The sequence below is a fragment of the Ihubacter massiliensis genome, assembly GCF_024125305.1.
GTDB classification, from domain to species: domain Bacteria; phylum Bacillota; class Clostridia; order Peptostreptococcales; family Anaerovoracaceae; genus Hominibacterium; species Hominibacterium faecale.
The window spans coordinates 4,028,437-4,048,842 of record NZ_JAMXVH010000001.1; the positions used below are offsets into that span (position 1 = coordinate 4,028,437).

Sequence of the window (20,406 nt, forward strand, 5' to 3'; positions counted from 1 at the left end):
AATGCAAAGAGCAATAGGAATGGTTGAATTTAACAGTATTGCCCGGGGCATATACGCAGCGGACCAGATGGTAAAGATTTCGGAAGTAGAGATCGTTACAGCGGCGTCCACCTGCCCGGGAAAATATATCGCCATCGTTCACGGAGATGTGGCCGCAGTGGAAGATTCGGTGCAGATCGGCGAGCGGATGGCAGAAGAGTTTTTCGTTGACTCCATCGTGATCCCCAATGTGGATCCGGGTGTGTTCCCGGCGATCACAGGGTCGACCATGCCGGAGCGCATTCAGGCGGTGGGCATCATGGAATCCTTTTCACTGGCTACCATGATCATCTGTGCGGACCAGATTTTAAAGGCCGCGGAGCTGGAACCCATTGAACTGCGTCTGGGCAACGGGCTCGGCGGAAAAGCATATTTCACCTACACCGGCGATGTGGCCGCCGTGCAGTCAGGAACGGCAGCAGGTCAGGCCATCGCAGAAGAGAAGGGACTTCTGGTTAACGCAGAAGTAATTCCTTCACCATCCGACAGACTCGTGCCGTCTCTACTGTAACAGAGGGCAGAGCATTAATATAAATTGAAGATATTTCTTGTGCAAATAGATGAAAGGATGTGAAGGCATGAAAAGACTGATTTGTGCAAAAGAAGTCGAGGCTTTGGACAAAGAGGGTAAGAAGGTAATGTACATCGATGCCGATACCATTATCACACCATCTGCCAAAGATGCGGCCAGCGCCTGTGGAATCGAATTTTCTACAGAGCCGGAACCCGCATGCTGCTGTAATCAGGACGCTGCTCCCTGCGGAGACGCCGCACCGCAGCAGTCAGCCGGTATTGACAGCGAGCTGATCTATAAAGCCCTGACCGCACTGATGGAAAAAGGCCAGCTGGGGGCTGTACTTGGCAGCCTGGGGCAGGATGTTCCTTATGTGGCGGAAAGCGACGGAAACGGCTGTGTCAAGCTGGTCCGCGGCGATACCGCAAAATGGGAAGTTCTGGACACAGGAAATCCGGCGGACAAGGTATTCTACAATGAGCTGATCGGAGCCGACGACGGTTCTTCCATGAACGCGGGATTTATGACCATTGAGAACTGTCAGTTCCCATGGGATGTAGCCTGCGAAGAGATCTACTACGTTGTGGAAGGAACGCTGACGGTAGGACTGGACGGCAGAACCTTTACCGCTCATCCGGGAGACTGCTTGTTCTTCCAGAACGGTTCCAAGCTGACCTTCGGCTCTCCTGATAAAGTCAAAGTATTCTACGCGACTCACTAATAGCAAGGAGGATAACCGATGGAAGCACTGGGAATGATTGAAACAAAAGGGCTTCTGGCAGCCATTGAGAGTGCGGACGCCATGCTCAAAGCAGCAGAGGTAAGACTCCTGGAGCGGACCTTTGTCGGCGGCGGACTGGTTACCATAACCATTACCGGCGATGTGGCAGCGGTAAAAGCATCCATCGATGCGGCAGCTGCGGCGGTGTCCCGTCTGGGAACAGAGCTTCTCGTTTCTCAGCATGTGATTCCAAGACCCCACGTTGAACTGGGCGAAACCATTGTATCTCCCATACCGCTGTGCGAGCTTCATCAGCAAGAGGATGAGCCGCAGGAGGAAGAAAGCCCGGCTGAGGCCGAGCCTGAAGAAGAGGCGGAACCGGAAGATGCTGAGCCTGCAGAGAACGTAGAAGAAGAGATCGAAGCGGACATAACTACGATGCACAAAGAAGATATGGATAAGCTGGTCTCCAAACTAGGCGCGGAAAAAGCAGTGGAAGTACTGGAAAACTGCAAGGTAGTCAAACTGAGAAACCTGGCCAGAGAATATGAAGAAATTGGCATTGCGGGACGTTTGATTTCGAAGGCCAACAAGACTGCATTGATTGAAGAATTCAGAAAATACTACAGTCAGAAATAGCAAAATAAAAAAGGAGGTGCCACAATATGGAAAATATGGATTATGATTTACGGTCCGTACAGGAAGTAAGAAATCTGGCCCGTCTGGGACAGATCGCTACTGAACAGATCGCAAATTATACCGCAGAACAGATAGACAAAATTATTAGAAACATGGTTCGTGTGGCGGAAGCCAACGCCGTTTCCCTGGCAAAGATGGCCGTGGAAGAAACAGGGTTTGGTAAAGTAGAGGATAAGACATACAAAAATCACATGGCTTCAACGCTGTTGTACGATGCCATTAAGGATATGAAAACAGTGGGCATTATCAATGAGGACCCGGTTAACCAGATCATCGAGGTTGCCGATCCGGTCGGACTTTTGATGGGAATCGTACCTTCCACCAACCCGACTTCCACAACGATTTTCAAATCCATCATCGCCATTAAATCGAGGAACGCCATCGTTTTCTCGCCCCATCCATCGGCTGCAAAATGTACCCAGAAGGCGGCCAGCCTGATGTACGAAGCAGCGGTTGAAGCAGGAGCACCGGCAAACATTATCGGATGCATTTCCATGCCGTCCATGCCGGCTACCAACGAGCTGATGCACAGCAAGGAAGTTAAGATGATCATCGCTACGGGCGGACCTGGAATGGTAAAAGCTTCCTACAGCGCCGGAAAACCGGCACTGGGCGTAGGCGCGGGAAACTCACCGGCTTACATAGAACGGACCGCCAACGTGCAGCAGGCCGTAACCAACATTATTGCCAGTAAGACCTTTGACTATGGAACCATCTGCGCTTCCGAACAGTCCATCATCTGCGAAGAATGCAACAAAGATGCGGTTATCGCAGAACTGAAGAGACAGGGCGGCTACTTCATGACACCGGAAGAGACAGAAAAAGTATGCAAACTGCTCTTCAAAAACGGCCACAGCATGAACGCCAAGTTCGTGGGCAGATCACCGTTTAGAATTGCTACCGCTGCCGGAATTACCATTCCAGAAGATACCAAGGTTCTCATCGGACCTCAGGGCGGCGTCGGCGACGGATATCCGCTTTCCTACGAAAAGCTGACGACTGTACTGGCATTCTATGTGGTAAAAGACTGGCACGAAGCCTGCGACCTGAGCATCGAGCTTCTTCAGAACGGGATCGGCCATACCATGAGCCTGCATACAGAAGACAGAAACGTTGTATTGGAATTCACCAGAAAGCCGGCTTCCAGAATTCTGGTAAACACCGGCAGCAGCATGGGCGGCACAGGAGCCAGCACCGGTCTGCTCCCATCCTTCACTCTGGGATGCGGAACATGGGGCGGCAGCTCAGTTTCGGAAAACGTCAGCCCGCTGCATCTGATCAATATCAAAAAAGTTGCCTACGGAACAAAGAATTGTGCTACACTGGCAGCAGATGACCCGACCTTTAATCATCCGGAACTGGCGGCATGCGGCCAGGGCGGATGTGCTCCGGCGGGCGGCATGACGACGACAAGCTGCGGAAGACCGGCACCAGCGGCACCGATTGCACCTACGTCGGCTCCCAACTGCGGCAGCACGGCGGGATATCTTTCCCCTGCTGAATACCAGAACAGCGGCATTTCCTACAGCACAGGCTGCAACAGCTGCGCCGATACTGCGGCAGCTCCGGCTGCCAGCGATCAGCCTATCGATACCGAGCAGCTCAAGGACATGATCAACGCACTGGTCAGTGCGATGAAGGGAGAATAGAAGATGGCAAACGCAAATTATGAAGCTGTCCTAAAGCTCCTCCTGGAAGCAGTCAATTCGACGTCCAATGCTTCCGGAGTGCAGCAGGAACCTGACGGGATCCCGGTAGGAGTTTCAAACCGCCATCTCCACCTTTCCCAGGCAGATCTGGATGCCCTTTTCGGAGCCGGCTATCAGCTGACGCCGATCAAGGATCTGTCTCAGCCCGGACAGTTTGCCTGTAAGGAGACCGTAACCATCGCCGGCCCCAAAGGGGCGATTGAAAAGGTTCGGGTCCTGGGACCTGTCCGCAGCAAGACACAGGTCGAGATTTTGACAGGAGACGGTTTTAAACTGGGCGTTACTGCTCCGGCCAGACTGTCGGGAGACCTGGCAGGAACACCGGGGATCACGATTATCGGTCCCAAAGGATCGGTTCAGACCAGGGAAGGTCTGATTGTCGCTCAAAGGCACATTCATATGACACCGCAGGATGCCGCCTGCTACGGCGTGCATGACGGCCAGATCGTGGATATCCAGATTGAAGGTCCGCGAGGGGGAAGTTACAGCAATGTCGCCATAAGGGCAAACGACGCATCGGCTCTGGAATGTCACGTTGACACGGAAGAAGCCAATGCGATGAATCTCAATTCGTTATCAAAAGTTAAAATTCATAAATAAAACCATAAAATTTTTTAGGAGGAAAAAAAGATGACTAAGTATGATGCATTAGGAATGATCGAAACGAAAGGTTTAGTAGGTTCCATCGAGGCTGCGGATGCCATGGTAAAGGCTGCAAACGTTTACCTGATTGGTAAAGAACATGTTGGCGGCGGACTGGTAACAGTAATGGTAAGAGGAGATGTGGGCGCTGTTAAAGCTGCTACAGATGCAGGCGCTGCTGCTGCTCAGAGAGTAGGCGAACTGATCTCTGTACACGTAATTCCTCGTCCTCACGCAGAAGTTGAAGACATTCTGCCTGCAAAGAAGGAAGCAAAATAAGGGAGGGCTTTCCTGACACTCCTATATAAATAGGAAAGAAACCCAAAGAAAAAGTGCGGGAGGTGGATATCATGTCCGCCTCCCCATTTTAAATTCTGCATAGAGCGGGGTGCTGTATGTTGAGAACTATGCGGATTGCTGTTTCAAGTTGATGAAAGCGGGTCAATTTGCAACATCAATCACCATACTTTGCCTTTTACGGCAGGCCGCGGGCATTTTACTAAAGGGAGGATTTTTTATGGCAGATAAGCGAGCAATATGTCCGGATGCAGATCCGGTTCTGGAACAATTTATTGAAGGTTTGGATGTGGAAACGTCCCATCATAGAATGATACAGCAGGAAAATAAATGTGGATACGGACTTTCCGGCGTCTGCTGCCGCCTCTGCTCCAACGGGCCCTGCCGGATTTCTCCGGCCAGGCCCAAAGGCGTGTGCGGCGCTGATGCGGATACCATTGCGGTCAGAAATTTTCTCCGCTCCGTGGCTGCCGGTTCGGGCTGCTATATTCACGTTGTGGAAAACGCGGCCAGGCAGCTGAAAAAGACGGCAAAAGACCGGGCCGAGCTAAAAGGCATCGAGGCCCTGGACCGGCTCTGCAAACTGTTGAATATCAGCGGATTCAGCGATTGGGATCGGGCGGCCAAGGCAGCCGATGCGGTTCTTTCGGATTTGAGGCGGCCCGTGGACGAGCAGATGGAGCTGGTGGAAAAGATCGCTTATCCCATGCGGACCCAGCTTTGGAAAGAGACCGGACTCATGCCGGGAGGGGCCAAAGATGAAATTTTTAATGCCCTTGTTAAGACTTCCACCAACCTCAACTCCGATCCCACGGATATGCTGCTCCAATGTCTGCGGCTGGGGATTTCCACAGGCGTATACGGACTGGTTCTGACCAACCTGATCAACGATGTTTTGATGGGCGAAGGGGAGATTGGCTTTGAGCCGGTGGGTCTTCAGGTTGTGGACCCGGAGTGCATCAATATTATGATTACCGGCCATCAGCATGCCTTCTTCGGTCACTTACAGGAGTATCTGGCTTCGGAAAAGGTCAGGGCCCTGGCGGAGCAGGCGGGCGCTAAGGCTGTCAAAATCGTGGGATGCACCTGCGTGGGCCAGGATTTCCAACTGCGCAAGGCAGCCGGTACCGACGCATTCTGCGGCCATGCCGGAAACAACTATACCAGCGAAGCGGTTCTGGCCGGAGGCTGCATTGATTTGGTACTCTCCGAATTCAACTGTACGATCCCTGGGATCGAGCCCATCTGCCAGGAGCTGGGAATTCCCCAGATCTGTCTCGATGATGTGGCTAAGAAGGCCAATGCTGAATATCTGCCGTATCATTATCAGGAGCGGGAACAAATCAGCCAGACTGTGGTGGAAAAAGCAGTTGAATCCTTCCGCAAGCGGAAGGTCAGCGTGCCGGGCGATGTGCAGAGTCTGTTTGTGCAGCTTTCTGATGCTCTGGGCAAGGTGGCTGCGGATTCGGAGGAAGCCCGGACACTGGATTCCGTCCTGGCCCAGGCGGCCGCAAAGCAGGACTGGGGAGGGAGAAAGAACCCCATGGTTTCCCATGGATATTCCAATGCCATTACCGGCGTTACGGAAGTGACTTTGAAAAAATTCCTCGGCGGAAGCTACGCGCCGCTCATCGATCTGATCAAGCAGGGTAAGATTAAGGGCATCGCCGGAGTCGTGGGCTGTTCCAACCTGCGGGCCAAAGGCCACGATGTCTTTACGGTGGAGCTGACAAAAGAGTTGATTAAAAAGGATATTCTGGTGCTGTCGGCGGGCTGTACCTGCGGAGGTTTGGAGAACTGCGGACTGATGAGCCCTGAGGCTGCGGCTCTTGCGGGGGACAGCCTGAGAGAGGTCTGCCAGTCCCTGGGAATTCCGCCGGTTCTCAATTTCGGCCCATGCCTGGCCATTGGCCGTATGGAACTGGTGGCAGGAGAAATCGCAGAGGCGCTGGGGATCGATATTCCACAGCTGCCCATCGTAATTTCCGCGCCCCAGTGGCTGGAAGAGCAGGCATTGGCCGACGGAGCATTCGCGCTGGCTCTTGGCTTTACGGTGCATCTTGGACTGGCGCCTTTTGTGACCGGAAGCCCGATCGCGCTGGATGTTTTAACCAGGCAGATGGAGGAGATTACCGGCGGCCGCCTGATGGTGGATACGGATGTGTCTTCTTCTGCGGCGGCGCTGGAAGCGGTCATTTTGGAAAAGCGCAATGGCTTGGGACTGTAGATGTGAGGAGGAGATCATGACCATGAATTCATATGATCGCTGCGTCGCAGTAGCGGAGGATAATCCGGCCATCGTTAAGGATAAGGATTTATGCGTGGAATGCGGCCACTGTCTGGCTGTGTGCCAGGAAGAGATCGGCGTGGCCGGACGGACTCAGGCCCTTGGGGCCGGCGGGGAGGCGGAGCTTTCCTGTATCAACTGCGGCCAGTGCAGCGCTGCCTGCCCGGAATCGGCCATTACCCTCCGTTCGGAGATCGATCTGGTCCGTACAGCGATTGGGGATCCGGAAAAAGTTGTCGTTTTTTCCACATCGCCCTCTGTGCGGGTAGGCCTGGGGGACGCGTTTCTGGATAAAGCCGGCACCTGGGCGGAAGGTAAAATGGTGGCTGCCTTGAAGGCTCTGGGCGCTGACTATGTGTTCGATGTGACCTTTTCCGCTGACCTGACCATTATCGAGGAAGGCTGCGAGCTGCTCAGCCGTCTGCTTACAGGAAGCGGGCCGCTGCCCCAGTTTACCAGCTGCTGTCCGGCCTGGGTAAAATATGTGGAAACCTATCATCCCCAGCTGATTGCCAATTTATCCACGGCCAAGAGTCCCATCGGTATGCAGGGTGCGACGATCAAGACTTATTTTGCCGGGAAGGCCGGCATCGATCCGGCCAAGCTGGTGACAGTCAATGTGACGCCCTGCACTGCGAAAAAGGCGGAGATTCGCAGATCGGAGCTGGCGGATGCGGGAAATCTTGTAGGCCGCAGCGATATGCGGGATAACGATTATGTGATCACCACCAAAGAGCTGGCCCAGTGGATGAAGGAAGAACATATCGTATTTGAGGAGCTTGCCGATGCTGAGTTTGATTCTATTCTGGGCAAAGGAAGCGGCGCGGGGGTTATTTTCGGAAATACCGGCGGCGTGATGGAAGCGGCTCTGCGCATGGCGTTTCAGAGCTTGACCGGCCAGCCTCCTGCTAATGATCTGCTGGATTTTGAACCAGTCCGCGGCCTTACGGGGGTGAAAAAAGCTGCAGTGGAGCTTGCTGGAAAACAAATTAATGTGGCGGTTGTCTACGGCACTGCCAATGCGGAAAAATTCCTGGCCGGGGACATTTCGGACTATCATTTTGTGGAAGTTATGACCTGCCCCGGCGGCTGCATCAGCGGTGCAGGACAGCCCCAGATGCACTGCGTGCCGGTTGTGGATGATATCAGAAGGAGCAGGATCAGCAGCATGTATGCAGAGGATGCCAGGATGTCTCTGCGAAATTCCATCGATAATCCCCAGGTAGCACAGGTTTATCGGGAATTTTACGGGGAGCCTCTGGGTCCGCTGGCCGAAAAGCTGCTGCATACATCCTATCGGAGCCGGTAGGTATATGGGAGGAAGTTTATGTACAACCTATTTTTAGCCATTGCCATCGGCGGCGAGCTGATTGGAACTACTTTTTTAAAATATACGGAAGGCTTTACCAAGCTGTGGCCGTCCCTGATTACGATTGCGTCCTACGGCATCTGTTTTTATTGCTTTGCGCGGGCCCTGGAGCATATCAATCTCAGCTTTGCCTATGCGATTTGGTCCGGACTGGGAATCGTGGTGGCCACGCTGGTTTCCGTGTTTCTGTTCAAGCAGGCTATTACTCCGGCAGGGATTTTCGGGATTATTTTGATTTTAATCGGCGTCGTTGTTCTAAACTTATTCGGGACGCCCCACTAAAGAAGAAGGGAATTTTGTAATGAAAGAATTCAGTATTAGTACCAATGTGTTTTTCGGCGAGAATTCTCTCGGCCGGTTGGATGAGATAAAGGATAAGCGTGTGCTCATCGTCTGCGACAGCTTTATAGAGCAGTCGGGCATGGTGGACAAGATTAAGTCGCACCTGGATTCCTGCTCCGTCTCTGTGTTCAGCGATATTATTCCCGATCCGCCGGTGGAAGTGGTGGCGGAAGGGATCAAGTGTCTGGCGGAGTGCAAGGCTGAGGTTATGATCGCAGTGGGCGGCGGTTCCTCCATCGATGCGGCCAAGGCTATTCGGGAGCTGTCCAGACAGATGAAGTATGTGGATGTGGAAGAGTGCTATGCCATACCGACTACCAGCGGCACCGGCTCGGAAGTGACCAAGTTTTCTGTGATTACCAATGCGGAGGAAGGGATTAAGTATCCTCTTGTGAGCCAGTCCCTTCAGCCTATGGTGGCGATTTTGGATCCGGAGCTGGTGAAAACTGTGCCGCCGGCCATTACAGCCGATACGGGTCTGGATGCTCTGACTCATGCGCTGGAAGCCTATGTTTCTATTGAGGCTACGGATTTTACCGATGCGCTGGCGGAAAAAGCGACGACTTTGCTGTTTCGCTTCCTGCCCCAGGTATATAAAGACGGCAATGATCTTGTCGCAAGGGAAAAGGTTCATAATGCAGCCTGCCTTGCGGGCATGGCCTTTAACACAGCCGGCCTGGGGATCTGCCACAGTCTGGCTCATGCGGTGGGCGGCAAGTTTCATATTTCCCACGGCCGCAGCAATGCCATGATTTTGCCCCATGTGTTGGCGTTTAACGCGAACTTGGAGTCGGGGGAGATAACGCTGGCGGCCAGGAAATATCAACGGATGGCCAAACTGATCGGGCTGCCTTATGCCAATACGGCAGTGGCGGTAAACAGCTTGATCCGCCGGATCCGGGAGATGGAGGCTACTTTCGGCATTCCTTCTACTCTGAAAAAGCTGGATGTGGATCCGGATGCAGTTTGTGCTTTAAAGGAGGAGATGGTTGAGGCCGCTTTGGCGGACACCTGCACAACGACCAATCCCCGGCAGGCAACCGGGGCGGATTTGGAAAACCTGCTGGCGCAGGTGACGCCCTTTTAGGCCGCCGGGGCTTAGCTGGGAGCCGGGGCCCGGCGGGCCGGCCTGATTTTGCCAGGGGCCGGCGGCCCTGGTTGGCTTTACCTGCTCGAGTTGGCCTTGTTAGGGTCCAGCTTTGCCTGGGCTCGGTTTTGCCCGGGAAAAAAACTTTTTTTGCCGAATCCTATTCGAAATGCCCTATTTTGGAAGCAATGTCCATAGAAAAACAGGGCATTTTGCTGTTTTTGAACCACGGCGGTTCGAAGGATGCTATTTACTTGCTGCAAATAGCCACGAGCGAGCAATTTGTATGCGGTTAGTTGCAAATAACAACCGGGATGAACCGGCCTGAAGCGAAATTTCGCATGATTTTCTATGGACTTTGACTGCGAAAAGGCCGGTTTCGAATAGAAATGGCGAAAATTTTTGATTTTGGGGCGTCGGGGGAGCCAGGGCCGCCTAAAGCGCTCCGGCATCTTTATTTGTAAAGCGCCCCGGCACCCCTTCACCGAGTCAGCAGCCGGGAAGTAACGACGTCCTGGATTTCCCGCATAGTCAGCGGATTCTGGAGGTCCTCGAAAGTCATGATAAAATTGGTGCCGGTGCGGATGCCGGCTTGGCGATAATCCATGATTTTAGCTCCTGCGCTGAGAAGATAATCCGGCTGATCCATTTTCCCGAAATGCTCCCAATAAAAGATTTCCCGGTTCAGCGGGTGGTGCAGGGTGAAATCGGGGGCGTAAGATTTTCCGTTTATGATCAAGACCTGTTCGTAGCGAAAAGGCACCCCATATAAGGTTAACGTGTCCGCGATCATGGATTCCGATTTGGAGCGGACCAGCAGACCGGTGGATGTTTCGTGGATCAGGCCCTCCGGATGTCCTGCGTATTGGGTATAGGACTCTTTGGCCCATCGCCTCAAGTCCGGTTCAGCCGGCAGCCATAAACCGGGATCCTTTTGAATATCCTGATAGGCGGACGTGAGCTGGGTACAAATACGCCCAGGATCATAAGGAACAAATTTGGCGATTGCCTGCTCCAAGGCTGAAATATCGGTTTTCAGCACAGACAGGCTTTTTTGCAGAAAACGCCGCCGCTGCAATTTTTTCAGCAGCCTTTGATCGTATTTGCTGTCCGGATTTAAATAACGCTTTTGCTTTTTCCCGTCAGCACTATAGTTGTGATAATAATATTGCTTTGAACTCTGTATTGAAACCGACAAACTGCCCGGCGGCAGAGAAAGTATTTCCTTTTCAAATGACTCGGCCAGGCTGCGCATATGTTCCAGACTCTTTATCATTTCCTCATAAACTTTAATCATAGCTCCTCCAATATGTTTTACATATATTGTAAGTTTACGACGCCGCGCAGTCAAGTGAAATATGTAAAAAAATCCCATAATAACTATATCCAAAGGCCCGTATACATGATATAATAAAAGCAATTATGAACCAGGGAAGGGACAATAAGATGTTGAAAAAGGGAAAGGCTAAAAACCGTATCATGTGCTTAATCCTGATTGCTGCACTTTTGGCCGGCAGCGGCAGTTTGTCGTATGGTCAGACAGCCAATCAGAAAACAAAGGAATTCGCCAATCTGGTGCTGTTCGTTCAGTTGGACGGCGATCCATCCAAAAACTTTATGGAAACCAGGACCACTGGCTACAATCCGCCGACTTATGCCCAGCTGGCTCGCAAATACTGGCTGGATGAAAGCTATGCCAAATCCCTGCCATCCTACTTAACGGCTATCTCCTACGGTCAATTTCACGTTACCAGCTACCTGCCCCAGGACAATGGCACAACGATCGTTCCGGTCATGGGAAGCGGCAGCACGGATTATGACTTGATCAGCGCGGCCGTGAAAGCGAACGTTTCACTTCAGGGCAGCGATCTGGATCGAGACGGTAATGGCTTTATTGACAATGTAACGGTTATCGTCCAGGGAAAAGCCACCAACGATGCCACGGATCCGCACAAAAGCTGGGACGGCCATACAACTTTTGCCGGTAAAACCATCGGCAACTACAATATTATCAAGTCCAGCGCCGCTTTTGAAGGAGCAGAAGAAGGGGTCATTGCCCACGAATTTTTGCATAGCATCGGATTTCCCGATCTTTATTCCAATGACGGGACGGACCCTGTAGGCGACTGGGACATCATGTCCAAAACATCTACCTACCTTCAGTATCCACTGGCCTATCTGAGACACAAAAGCGGCTGGCTTACCATCGATACCATCGCAAGAGACCGAACAGGACTGACCCTGGTGCCGGCCGATCAACCCGCAGGCGATCAGGCCTATATCCTCAAGTCCCCCATGTCCGACACGGAGTTTTTCGTGGTGGAGTATCGAAAAAAGACCGACCCGCTGGTGCCGGGCAGCCTGGATGCAAAGATTCCCGGCACCGGCCTGATCGTTTATCGTGTAAATACGGATGTGGAAAATCTGACAAATATGGGTACGGAAAAAGGGATCGTCGTTTTTGCTAAAGACATTGACGTTCCTGCCAAAAACCGTGACGAGCTAAAGGATTCCTTTTTTTCCGCAAAAGAAGGCAGGTCTTCCTTTGGCAGCAAAGATTTGGACCAGAAAACCAATGTACTGAGCTACTCCGACGGCAGGAATTCGGGGATCGTTCTCAAAAACATCGGCAGCCCAGGGGACACCATATCCTTTGACGTGGAATTTGCAGATGTGTCCGACCAAGGAATTTGGAAGAATCTGGGCCCTGGAAAGATAGAAAACTCTGAAGCGAATGAGATCTCTACAGCGGCCGATTCATCAGGCAATCTATATGCGGCCTACCAAAAAGGTGATTTTAAGACCTATGTACGCAAGTATACGAAAGACGGCTGGACAACACTTGGAACCGGCCAGACTATTCATGATGGAAAGATTCTGATTTATAAAGACGTGCCCTACCTCCTTTGCAGTTTTGGCGATCAGTATGCCGGTCAGCTGTTGAAATATGAGGGCGGGGATTGGAAGCAGGCTGCGTTGATCAATGGAGACCTTACCCAATATACGGACGCAGTGGTGCGGGACGACGGCATCTACATCGGGTACAGCCAAAGCTCAAGCGAGACTGGGAATTCCTTTATATATGGAATCAAAAAATTTGACGGAAACACCCTGACTCTGGCGGCGGAGAACGTTGCGGCAGGGGATCTCAACAACATGCAGCTTACAGGAGAAAAGGGCTCCATGTACATGACCATGCGCACAGGAACAAATGAGCTAGTCATTAAAAAAATTACCGGATCCAAGGCAGCGCCGGTTCCGACAGAGATGAAAGCTTCTTCCTTTGATACCCTTGCGGTCAACGATAAGCTTTATCTTGGAGCACCTTTTGAGGAAGGGTTTTCAGTATGGTCCTATGACGGCAGCAGCTGGAAACAAGAGAGCCCGCCGCTGGCAGATTCAGGCTCCTTGAATCAAAAGCTGGCGGCCTGTGGCAGCCAAATTTTTGCGGCCAGCGAAAACCAGACAACACACCGAACCAAGGTCTGGCAGCGAAAGGGCGATGCCTGGGAGCAGTTGGGAACCGATGCGGAAGTAAAAGAAATAAGGAGCATAGACCTGACGTGCTCCAAGGGAAACATCTATCTGTCCTATATTAACGGCTTGGGCAATCCCATTGTAAAATATAAAGAGCTGCCAGGGGCAGAAGAACCACCGGTAGCCGAAAAGCCCGATCCCCCTGTAATCCAGCCCCCTGCACCCGAGCCGCCCGTGAGCGTTGAGCCGGCCCGGGGCATCCGCTTCACGAAAGCTTCCACGTCATCGATCAGCATTGGCTGGGAGAAAGCAGCCAATATAAGCGGCTGGGATATTTACCGGTCAACTTCCGCCTCTGGCAAATACCAAAAAGTTGGAACCGCAGCAGCATCCAACAATTCTTTTACCGATACAAAGCTGACTTCCGGTCAGAGTTATTATTACAAAATTAAGGCGTATCAGGTGAAAGACAGCAAACGATATGACGCTGATTTCTCAAACATTGCGGCAGCGACCACCAAGCCGGGAAAGACTGCCATGAAAAAAGCAAAGGCTGGAAAGAAAAAGGCGGCGGTCAGGTGGAAAAAAGTCCGGGGCGCTGATAAATATCAGATCTACCGGGCTGTGAAGAAAAACGGATCATACAAAAAAGTAAAAACGGTTTCAGGAAAGAAAACCTCCTGGACCAACAAAAAGCTGAAAAAGGGAAAGCGATACTATTATAAAATAAGGGCAGTCCGGTATCTGGGCGGCAAGGCCTATTACGGCGCCTTCAGCAAAAAAATCAGTGTCCGGCCCCGGTAAGAAAGAAACATAATGAAACGGCGGCAAGCTTCTGCAAAAGAAGCCCCCGCCGTTTTTTCTTATTTGTGCGGAAATGTAAACTGAAAATACTTCACCTCAAAAGGCGCCAGCGTAATTTCCAGACGCTCCTGAGGTTTGAAAAAGTAAGCGTCCGGCTGAAAGGCACTGTTCAAAAGCTGAACGGTTTCCTGATCCAGAGACGGAGGACAACCCAGCCTCTGCCACTGGACAAAGGGATCCATGGAACGCTTCAGCTTCTGCTCCATAGCTAAAGAATCCTGAGGAAGCTCAACGACAAAGGTTCGATTTGCCATAGATTGGGTGCGCTCTTCCACGTAGGAAGCCAGAGCTTGCGGCATGTGAAAGCTGCGGGACAGCAGCTGGCCGATATCCAGAGGCGCATAATAAAGGAGCAGATGAAGGATCCTTTCAGAATCCGGTCCTGACCAAGCCAGAAAAGAGCCGGCGTCAATGGGAAATTCATCACCCTCAAAGTGTTTTAAAAACTCCAGCGTATGAAACGAAGCTTTACAAAGTCCCTGCTGGGTGACAGCGCCGGGCCTGCCGTTAAAGGGCAGGGAATTCCCTGAGCAATCTTCATCCCTGCATGCAAAACAGGGATATTTTTTTAAGAAAGGGCCGGGGCCTACCAAAGCGATCTGTGAAAGCAGCAAAGAAGCCATGTAGGGCGAATCATACAAAATATGGGATTCGGGCCAGTTCAAATCGGAATAAGCGTCTGCGCCGGATGGAAGTGGGCCGTGTCCGTCCTGCCGGTCCGGGACGTTTTTCAGATCAATAAAACGGATTTCAGGCTTTCCGGCGCCCATGGAAGCAGTGGTCTTAATCGAGTCCAGACGCATCAGCAGCGACTCGGCGGCAGATTGGGGAATGGGCGAGAGAACGGAAATTTCTTTATGTAAAATCGTTTCTTTTTGATACTTCTGCCGGTATGCGTTGGGCGTCATATGGAACAGGCTCTTAAAATGCTGATTAAAATACCGATAAGAAGAAAAGCCCAGCTCAAAGACAATCTGACTGATGGGCAGATCGGTTCCCAGCAGATATATTTCCGCCTTTTCAATACGGATATGCTGCAGCAGTTCGGAAAAGGTAAAGCCAATCCCGGATTTCACCAAATGAGAGATATGGTAGCGATTGACGTAAGTCCGATCAGCCACATCCTGCAGTTGGATCTTCTGAGGAAAGTTTTCATAAAAATAAGAGAGGATGTTTTTCAGCCGGTCGGCCTGGACAAAGCTATCCCGCAGCGTGTTTTCTTTATGATCGCTGAGGAGAAAATATTCCGCAGTGAAGTGGAGCTCAAAATAATTAATCAAGGTACGAAGGAGGATTTTTTCATATTCCTCATTGCGGGCGCTTGCGTAAACCGGAAGATAGCCGTCAGGACTGTCCTCTGCCAGCATGGTCGAAAGGTGTAAATGAAAAATCTTGCGCAGAACCTCTTCAATCTTCGAGAAGTCGTCTTTGGCCGCGTCCTGGTAGAGCTTATACTCGGATACAAAGATGGTGCCTTCCTGACAGGGGTCGTAAAACTGGGGGCTGATCTCTAAAAGACATACGCGGTTGGGCTCATCGGTACAGTATAAACCGTGAAGTTCAAATGGATTCATGATTGTAAATTCCCCTGCGGAGAGGGTATAATTGGAGACTCCCACCTTAATGGAGAGGCTTCCTTCCAAAACATAGATGATCTCCATATGAAGATGGGTGTGGATCGGATATTCCCGCAGAGAAAAAAAGGAAAAGCGTGAGAGGCGGATTCCTTCCGGAAATTCCTGCATCAAAGGCTGCGCCAGTGAAATATTGATGTTTTCGGTCTGAGACAAGATCATCATTCCCTTCTGAATTGGATTGTTTTCTCTATTATAGAATGACAGGGGCTTGCGGTAAAGCGTATGGGCCTAAAAAATCTGAAAAAACAGAAAGTTGCCAATAAACTGTATAATTTGTACCAAGAAACCGCCTATTTCTTATTTGCCCTCTCAGTTAAACTGAAGAAAATAAAGGAGGACGCGAATATGAAAAAATTATCATGGAAAGTGATCCTGGGATATGGAACTGCTTCCGCATCGGATGCGATCACTTACAACTTTGTCTTTATGTTTTTATTATTTTTCCTGACGGATATCGCTGGGATTAGTCCGGCCCTGGCCGGGAGCATTTCCCTCATCGCCGTTATCTGGGATGCGGTATCGACCCCCATTCTGGGACAGATATCCGATAATACCAGATCCAAGTACGGAAGAAGGAGACCCTATTTGATCGCGGTCGCCGTGCCGCTGGCCGCTGCTTTTGTCCTGCTGTTTACCAACGTGCCCCTGGATGGCAACGCCAAGAATGTTTACTACGTTATCATGGCCATGGTATTTTGGACATCTTACACAACGTTTTACATTCCGTACACAGCTTTGGGCGCAGAGCTCACCCTGGATTACGACGAGAGAACCAAGCTGCGCGCGCCGGCAACTATCTTTAACCTGCTGGGCAACATCGTAGGTATGTCGGCTCCGTCACTGGTGGTAGCCATGTTCATCGGTCAGGGAATGGCCCCGGGACGGGCCTGGCAATCCATGGCCATGATCGCAGGCGGAATCGCCATGATCTGTATTTTAATCACCTGGAGAACCACCAGAGGCCACGAGATCATGAACGTTCGGGAAGAAGCCATTACAGAGAAAAAGAAAGAAAACGGCTTCAAGACCTATCTGAAAATCCTCAAGCTCAAGCCTTACAAATTCCTGCTGGGTATGTTCATGGCCTTCATGTTCGGATACAGCATGATCAATGCGGACATCGCCTATTTCGTATACCACAAGATGCAGTCCACCGAAGAAACGCTGGCGCTGGTTATGTTCCTTTACATTCTGATCGGCATCGTGGCAGTACCCCTCGTTTCGGCCATTTCCATGAAGATCGGCAAGAAAGCGGCCGCGGCCTTATGCATCGCAGGCTCAGGCGCAGTCATGTTCTGTTTCAAATTTATATCCATTGAAAGCTTTGGCATGCTCCTTTTGTATATGGCGATTTTCAGCATTGCCAACGGAGCATACTGGACTTTGATTCCGGCCATCAACATGGATATGTGCGAAGTCTATGAATACAAGTACGGTGAGCGCAGAGAAGGCGCGGTTTTCGCAGCAGGTATTTTCTTCGCCAAGTTCAGCGCCGCTATTTCCAGCCAGGTGCTTGGAATCATCCTATCCGTTTCAGGATACGATCCTACGCTGCCCCAGCAGTCCGCATCGGCTGTAGCAGGTATCGAAAATGCCTTTACGATCATACCTTCAAGCTTCTTGATTCTGTCCGGCGTTATGGCGATAGCCTTCCCGCTGACCAAAGCGAAATTCGACCAGCTGAAAGCCGTGATGGAAGCCAAAAAGAAGGGTGAGGACTATCAGGAAGAAGGACTGGAACGTGTCATCTGAGGAAATGGGAGGAAGAAATGGATAAACGAGTGATTTACGGAAATGGGAGGGTCTACACGGTGGACGAACGCTGTCCCTGGGCCCAGGCCTTCTGTGTGGAAGATACGAAATTTATCGCTGTGGGTACGGAAGAAGAAGTCGCCGAAAAGGCGGGAGCAGATGCAGAGTATATCGATCTGCAGGGAAAAACGGTTTTGCCGGGATTCATCGATTCCCATATTCATGCGGTACAGGGCTGCGCGGAAGTGCTGTTTAAGGTGGACCTGGCCCGGGCCCAGTCGAAAGAGGATTGTTTGAACGCTGTCCGGGATTTTTATGAAGCCCATCCGGATATTGATTTTCTGGAAGGGGCGGGCTGGATTAACACGTATTTTGACGACCACGGCCCCAGAAAGGAATGGCTGGATGAAATCGCGGCGGATATTCCCATTGTGCTGGATTCGGGAGATCATCACAGTATATGGGCAAACTCAGCGGCGATCCGGCTGGCCGGCGTTACAAAAGATACGGTGATCGAAGGGGGCGTTCTGGAAAAGGACGCGGATACAGGGGAGCTTTCCGGAACCTTCCGGGAGTGCGCTCAGGAACCCTTTCATGCCATTAAGCCTGTCTATTCGGTAGATAAGGTGAAAAAGGCAGTGCGCTATCTGGAAGAAATGATGGGCCAGCTGGGGCTGACCATGGTCCACGATCCCATGGTTGAGCTGTATACCAATTATTATGAAGCCTACAAAGTGATGGACCAGGCAGGAGAGCTGAAGGTGAAAATTCGTGGATCCTTCATGGCAAGACCCGAAGCGGTGGATTCGATGCTGGAGGACTATCAGACGGAAAGAACGGCCGCCGGTGCCGGCACGCGGTTTGCCGCAAACAGCATTAAAGTGCTGGTGGACGGGGTTGTGGAGGGCGCTACCGCTTTTCTGAAAAAGCCCTATGCTCATCGGCCGGACTATTACGGAGAGCCGGTTTGGAGCCAGGCCGCGCTGAATAAGCTGTGCTCCTGGGCGGAGCACCACGGTTTTCAGATGCACTTTCATGTGATCGGAGATGCGGCTGTGGATCAGATGCTGACAGCGCTGGAATGCTCCGCGGCGGAAAACGGGCAGCCTAATATCAGGCCCATCGGCGCTCATATGCAGATTGTGGATAAAGATGATTACCAGCGCCTCAGGGAGCGGCAGGTTGTGGTTTCGGCAAATCCCTATTGGTTTGCTAAAGAAAAAGGTTATTTCTACGGCTTGGAGGTGCCGTTCCTGGGTGAGGAGCGGGCGGAAAACGAGTATCCCATGAGGAGTCTGGCAGAAGAAGCAGGACTCGTTTTGTCCTCGGGCAGTGATTTTCCGGTTACTCAGCCGCCGGCCCCGCTGCTGGGCATTCAAATGGGGGTGACCCGCTGTGATTTCAGGGATGACGCCGACGACCCGTCCAATGTGCTAAACGCCAAAGAAGCGCTGACTGTTGAAGAGATGATCCGAACCTTTACTCTGGATGCGGCTTATGCCGATTTTGCCGAGGACATCACCGGTTCCATTACACCCGGCAAATTCGCGGACTTTGTGGTGCTGGACAAAAATATCTTTGAGGTGCCGGCGGATACCATCGGGCAAATACCCATCCTGATGACGGTTTCAGAAGGGAATGTGATTTACGATGCGCAGGCTCATTGAATCAGGAAATGGCTTTCACAATCTAAAGAAGGAGTTTAAGTGCGAGAGCCGCAATATCTTTGCGGCTCTGACCTCCATGGTTTTCGTGCTGGCGGGCGCTATCCCCATGCTGTCGTCTGTGGCTGCCAGCGCGGGGATGACTTCGGCGCAGGCCGCATCCTTTGTCATGTGCAGTATGGCGGTGGGAGGACTGATTTCCATCTTTGCCAGCATTTATTACCGGACGCCCTTTTATTTTGCGGGTTCCCTGACTGCGATCGTGGTATTAAAACCCATGTTCGATCAGTTTACACTGCCGGAAATGGTCGGCGGATTCATCGCAGCCGGGGTTGCGCTTTTCCTGGTGGGATATACGGGGATGATCGGCTGGATCAGCAGGTATTTGCCCCTTCCAGTGATTCTGGGGATGGTGGCAGGGGTTTTTATGAGCTACGGGCTGGATATCGTAAGGTCCATAGCATCAGACCCTCTTTCGGGAGCGCTGATCGCAGGCGCCTTTGTCGCATTTCCCCTGGTGACGAAGAAAGTTCCGCCTCACATCATAGCGCTGGCTGTGGGCATCGCATGTGCTGTTTTTCTCCATTCGGGAGAAGCGGATGGATCGGCAGGCTCCTACGGTCTGTCGCTGCCGGTTTTCACAGGGCCGGATTTTACCAGCAATGTTTTTCTGACCGTGTCGCTGCCGCTGGTGATTATGGCTGTGGCGGATGTTTTCAAAGGTTACGGGGTTTTAAAAGCCAACGGCTGTGATCTTTCCCTCAATAGTGTGACCGTACTCAGCGGGCTGGGTTCCATACTGGCGGCCTTTGGCCTGGGGCATACCATTTCTCTTGCCGGCCCGGTTATGGCGATTCTCGCTGGAGAGGATGCGGGCAGACGGGAAAGAAGATTCGCAGGAGCAGTCATCTACTGCGGCGGCGTGTTGGTGGTCTGTGTACTTTCAGGCATTTTGATCCCGTTTATCATGCAGCTGCCGGGAACGATCATCGATCTCATTTGCGGGATCGCCATGACCGGCCTGCTGGTGAGCTCGCTACAAGGTGCTTTTGGGACCGGCCGCTTTCAGATGGGCGCGCTGGCAGCCTTTCTCATCGGCCTGTCCAAAGTGAGTATTCTGGGAATCGGTGCGCCTGTGTGGGCCATTGTATTCGGCTGGATCGTAACCCTTTGCATGGAGAACGGCCAGTGGCGGCAAATGATCGCCCGGGGCCGAAGCGAGAAAAAGGAAACCGGTCCTGCAGCGGACCAAGCAGTAATGGATTAATGTGTACTGTAAAATGGAGCCGTTTGAGTTGATGGCTCT

16 protein-coding genes are annotated in these 20,406 nt (G+C 51.8%); 14 read left to right on the forward strand and 2 right to left on the reverse strand.

The genetic code is table 11. From position 1 onward, the window contains the following. Position 1: 1 nt before the first annotated feature. From NIA71_RS18400 to NIA71_RS18445, 10 genes are all read left to right on the forward strand, one after another. Entirely contained in the window at positions 2-550 is a 549-nt protein-coding gene (locus NIA71_RS18400) for a BMC domain-containing protein (RefSeq protein WP_148395625.1), read from the forward strand. 67 nt (positions 551-617) lie between these two features. Next, complete coding sequence (locus NIA71_RS18405; protein ID WP_148395626.1) at positions 618-1,274, forward strand: cupin domain-containing protein; 657 nt, start codon at positions 618-620, stop codon at positions 1,272-1,274. 18 nt (positions 1,275-1,292) lie between these two features. Further along, positions 1,293-1,913: a BMC domain-containing protein gene (locus NIA71_RS18410; RefSeq protein WP_253021163.1), complete on the forward strand. Its 621-nt coding sequence runs from the start codon at positions 1,293-1,295 to the stop codon at positions 1,911-1,913. 26 nt (positions 1,914-1,939) lie between these two features. Next, positions 1,940-3,622, forward strand: coding sequence for an acetaldehyde dehydrogenase (acetylating) (locus NIA71_RS18415; protein WP_148395628.1), 1,683 nt, complete (start codon positions 1,940-1,942; stop codon positions 3,620-3,622). A gap of 3 nt (positions 3,623-3,625) precedes the next feature. Further along, positions 3,626-4,282 carry a phosphate propanoyltransferase gene (locus NIA71_RS18420; RefSeq protein ID WP_148395629.1) on the forward strand — a complete coding sequence of 219 codons (657 nt, stop codon included), beginning with the start codon at positions 3,626-3,628 and terminating at the stop codon, positions 4,280-4,282. A 30-nt stretch (positions 4,283-4,312) separates the two neighbouring features. After that, positions 4,313-4,603: an ethanolamine utilization microcompartment protein EutM gene (eutM, locus tag NIA71_RS18425; protein WP_148395630.1), complete on the forward strand. Its 291-nt coding sequence runs from the start codon at positions 4,313-4,315 to the stop codon at positions 4,601-4,603. A gap of 238 nt (positions 4,604-4,841) precedes the next feature. After that, positions 4,842-6,848, forward strand: coding sequence for a carbon monoxide dehydrogenase (locus NIA71_RS18430; RefSeq protein ID WP_227754751.1), 2,007 nt, complete (start codon positions 4,842-4,844; stop codon positions 6,846-6,848). Positions 6,849-6,864: 16 nt separating this feature from the next. Beyond that, positions 6,865-8,217: a [FeFe] hydrogenase, group A gene (locus tag NIA71_RS18435; protein WP_253021164.1), complete on the forward strand. Its 1,353-nt coding sequence runs from the start codon at positions 6,865-6,867 to the stop codon at positions 8,215-8,217. Positions 8,218-8,235: 18 nt separating this feature from the next. Next, a complete protein-coding gene (locus NIA71_RS18440) occupies positions 8,236-8,559 on the forward strand; it encodes a DMT family transporter (protein ID WP_148395633.1) in 324 nt (107 codons plus the stop codon). A 19-nt stretch (positions 8,560-8,578) separates the two neighbouring features. Continuing rightward, positions 8,579-9,706 (forward strand): 1-propanol dehydrogenase PduQ, encoded by a 1,128-nt coding sequence (locus tag NIA71_RS18445; protein ID WP_253021165.1) that lies wholly within the window; start codon positions 8,579-8,581, stop codon positions 9,704-9,706. 481 nt (positions 9,707-10,187) lie between these two features. Here the strand turns inward: NIA71_RS18445 and NIA71_RS18450 are convergent, their stop codons facing one another. Further along, positions 10,188-11,003, reverse strand: coding sequence for a hypothetical protein (locus tag NIA71_RS18450; protein ID WP_253021166.1), 816 nt, complete (start codon positions 11,001-11,003; stop codon positions 10,188-10,190). Between the two features lie 149 nt (positions 11,004-11,152). On the opposite strand from NIA71_RS18450, the gene NIA71_RS18455 reads away from it, so the two are divergent. Next, positions 11,153-13,987 carry a hypothetical protein gene (locus tag NIA71_RS18455; protein WP_253021167.1) on the forward strand — a complete coding sequence of 945 codons (2,835 nt, stop codon included), beginning with the start codon at positions 11,153-11,155 and terminating at the stop codon, positions 13,985-13,987. Positions 13,988-14,046: 59 nt separating this feature from the next. Here NIA71_RS18455 and NIA71_RS18460 read toward each other — a convergent pair whose 3' ends face one another. After that, positions 14,047-15,846, reverse strand: coding sequence for a helix-turn-helix domain-containing protein (locus tag NIA71_RS18460; RefSeq protein WP_253021168.1), 1,800 nt, complete (start codon positions 15,844-15,846; stop codon positions 14,047-14,049). Between the two features lie 183 nt (positions 15,847-16,029). Here NIA71_RS18460 and NIA71_RS18465 point away from each other — a divergent pair, with 183 nt between their 5' ends. Genes NIA71_RS18465 through NIA71_RS18475 form a run of 3 tightly spaced genes read left to right on the forward strand, consistent with a single transcriptional unit; the run spans position 16,030 to position 20,367 of the window. Then, positions 16,030-17,436, forward strand: a complete 1,407-nt coding sequence (locus NIA71_RS18465; RefSeq protein ID WP_227754747.1) for an MFS transporter — start codon at positions 16,030-16,032, stop codon at positions 17,434-17,436. A 17-nt stretch (positions 17,437-17,453) separates the two neighbouring features. Then, on the forward strand, positions 17,454-19,103 hold the full coding sequence (locus tag NIA71_RS18470; RefSeq protein WP_227754746.1) for an amidohydrolase: 1,650 nt from the start codon (positions 17,454-17,456) through the stop codon (positions 19,101-19,103). Beyond that, positions 19,087-20,367, forward strand: a complete 1,281-nt coding sequence (locus NIA71_RS18475) for a benzoate/H(+) symporter BenE family transporter (protein WP_148395641.1) — start codon at positions 19,087-19,089, stop codon at positions 20,365-20,367. Before NIA71_RS18470 ends, NIA71_RS18475 begins: the two co-directional genes overlap by 17 nt. Positions 20,368-20,406: the final 39 nt, after the last annotated feature.

Excerpts from the sequence above, each read along its gene's own strand:
- NIA71_RS18400 (WP_148395625.1), top strand. The coding sequence starts at position 2 with ATGCAAAGAGCAATAGGAATGGTTGAATTTAACAGTATTGCCCGGGGC.
- NIA71_RS18405 (WP_148395626.1), top strand. The coding sequence starts at position 618 with ATGAAAAGACTGATTTGTGCAAAAGAAGTCGAGGCTTTGGACAAAGAG.
- NIA71_RS18410 (WP_253021163.1), top strand. The coding sequence starts at position 1,293 with ATGGAAGCACTGGGAATGATTGAAACAAAAGGGCTTCTGGCAGCCATT.
- NIA71_RS18415 (WP_148395628.1), top strand. The coding sequence starts at position 1,940 with ATGGAAAATATGGATTATGATTTACGGTCCGTACAGGAAGTAAGAAAT.
- NIA71_RS18420 (WP_148395629.1), top strand. The coding sequence starts at position 3,626 with ATGGCAAACGCAAATTATGAAGCTGTCCTAAAGCTCCTCCTGGAAGCA.
- eutM (WP_148395630.1), top strand. The coding sequence starts at position 4,313 with ATGACTAAGTATGATGCATTAGGAATGATCGAAACGAAAGGTTTAGTA.
- NIA71_RS18430 (WP_227754751.1), top strand. The coding sequence starts at position 4,842 with ATGGCAGATAAGCGAGCAATATGTCCGGATGCAGATCCGGTTCTGGAA.
- NIA71_RS18435 (WP_253021164.1), top strand. The coding sequence starts at position 6,865 with ATGACCATGAATTCATATGATCGCTGCGTCGCAGTAGCGGAGGATAAT.
- NIA71_RS18440 (WP_148395633.1), top strand. The coding sequence starts at position 8,236 with ATGTACAACCTATTTTTAGCCATTGCCATCGGCGGCGAGCTGATTGGA.
- NIA71_RS18445 (WP_253021165.1), top strand. The coding sequence starts at position 8,579 with ATGAAAGAATTCAGTATTAGTACCAATGTGTTTTTCGGCGAGAATTCT.
- NIA71_RS18450 (WP_253021166.1), bottom strand. The coding sequence starts at position 11,003 with ATGATTAAAGTTTATGAGGAAATGATAAAGAGTCTGGAACATATGCGC.
- NIA71_RS18455 (WP_253021167.1), top strand. The coding sequence starts at position 11,153 with ATGTTGAAAAAGGGAAAGGCTAAAAACCGTATCATGTGCTTAATCCTG.
- NIA71_RS18460 (WP_253021168.1), bottom strand. The coding sequence starts at position 15,846 with ATGATGATCTTGTCTCAGACCGAAAACATCAATATTTCACTGGCGCAG.
- NIA71_RS18465 (WP_227754747.1), top strand. The coding sequence starts at position 16,030 with ATGAAAAAATTATCATGGAAAGTGATCCTGGGATATGGAACTGCTTCC.
- NIA71_RS18470 (WP_227754746.1), top strand. The coding sequence starts at position 17,454 with ATGGATAAACGAGTGATTTACGGAAATGGGAGGGTCTACACGGTGGAC.
- NIA71_RS18475 (WP_148395641.1), top strand. The coding sequence starts at position 19,087 with ATGCGCAGGCTCATTGAATCAGGAAATGGCTTTCACAATCTAAAGAAG.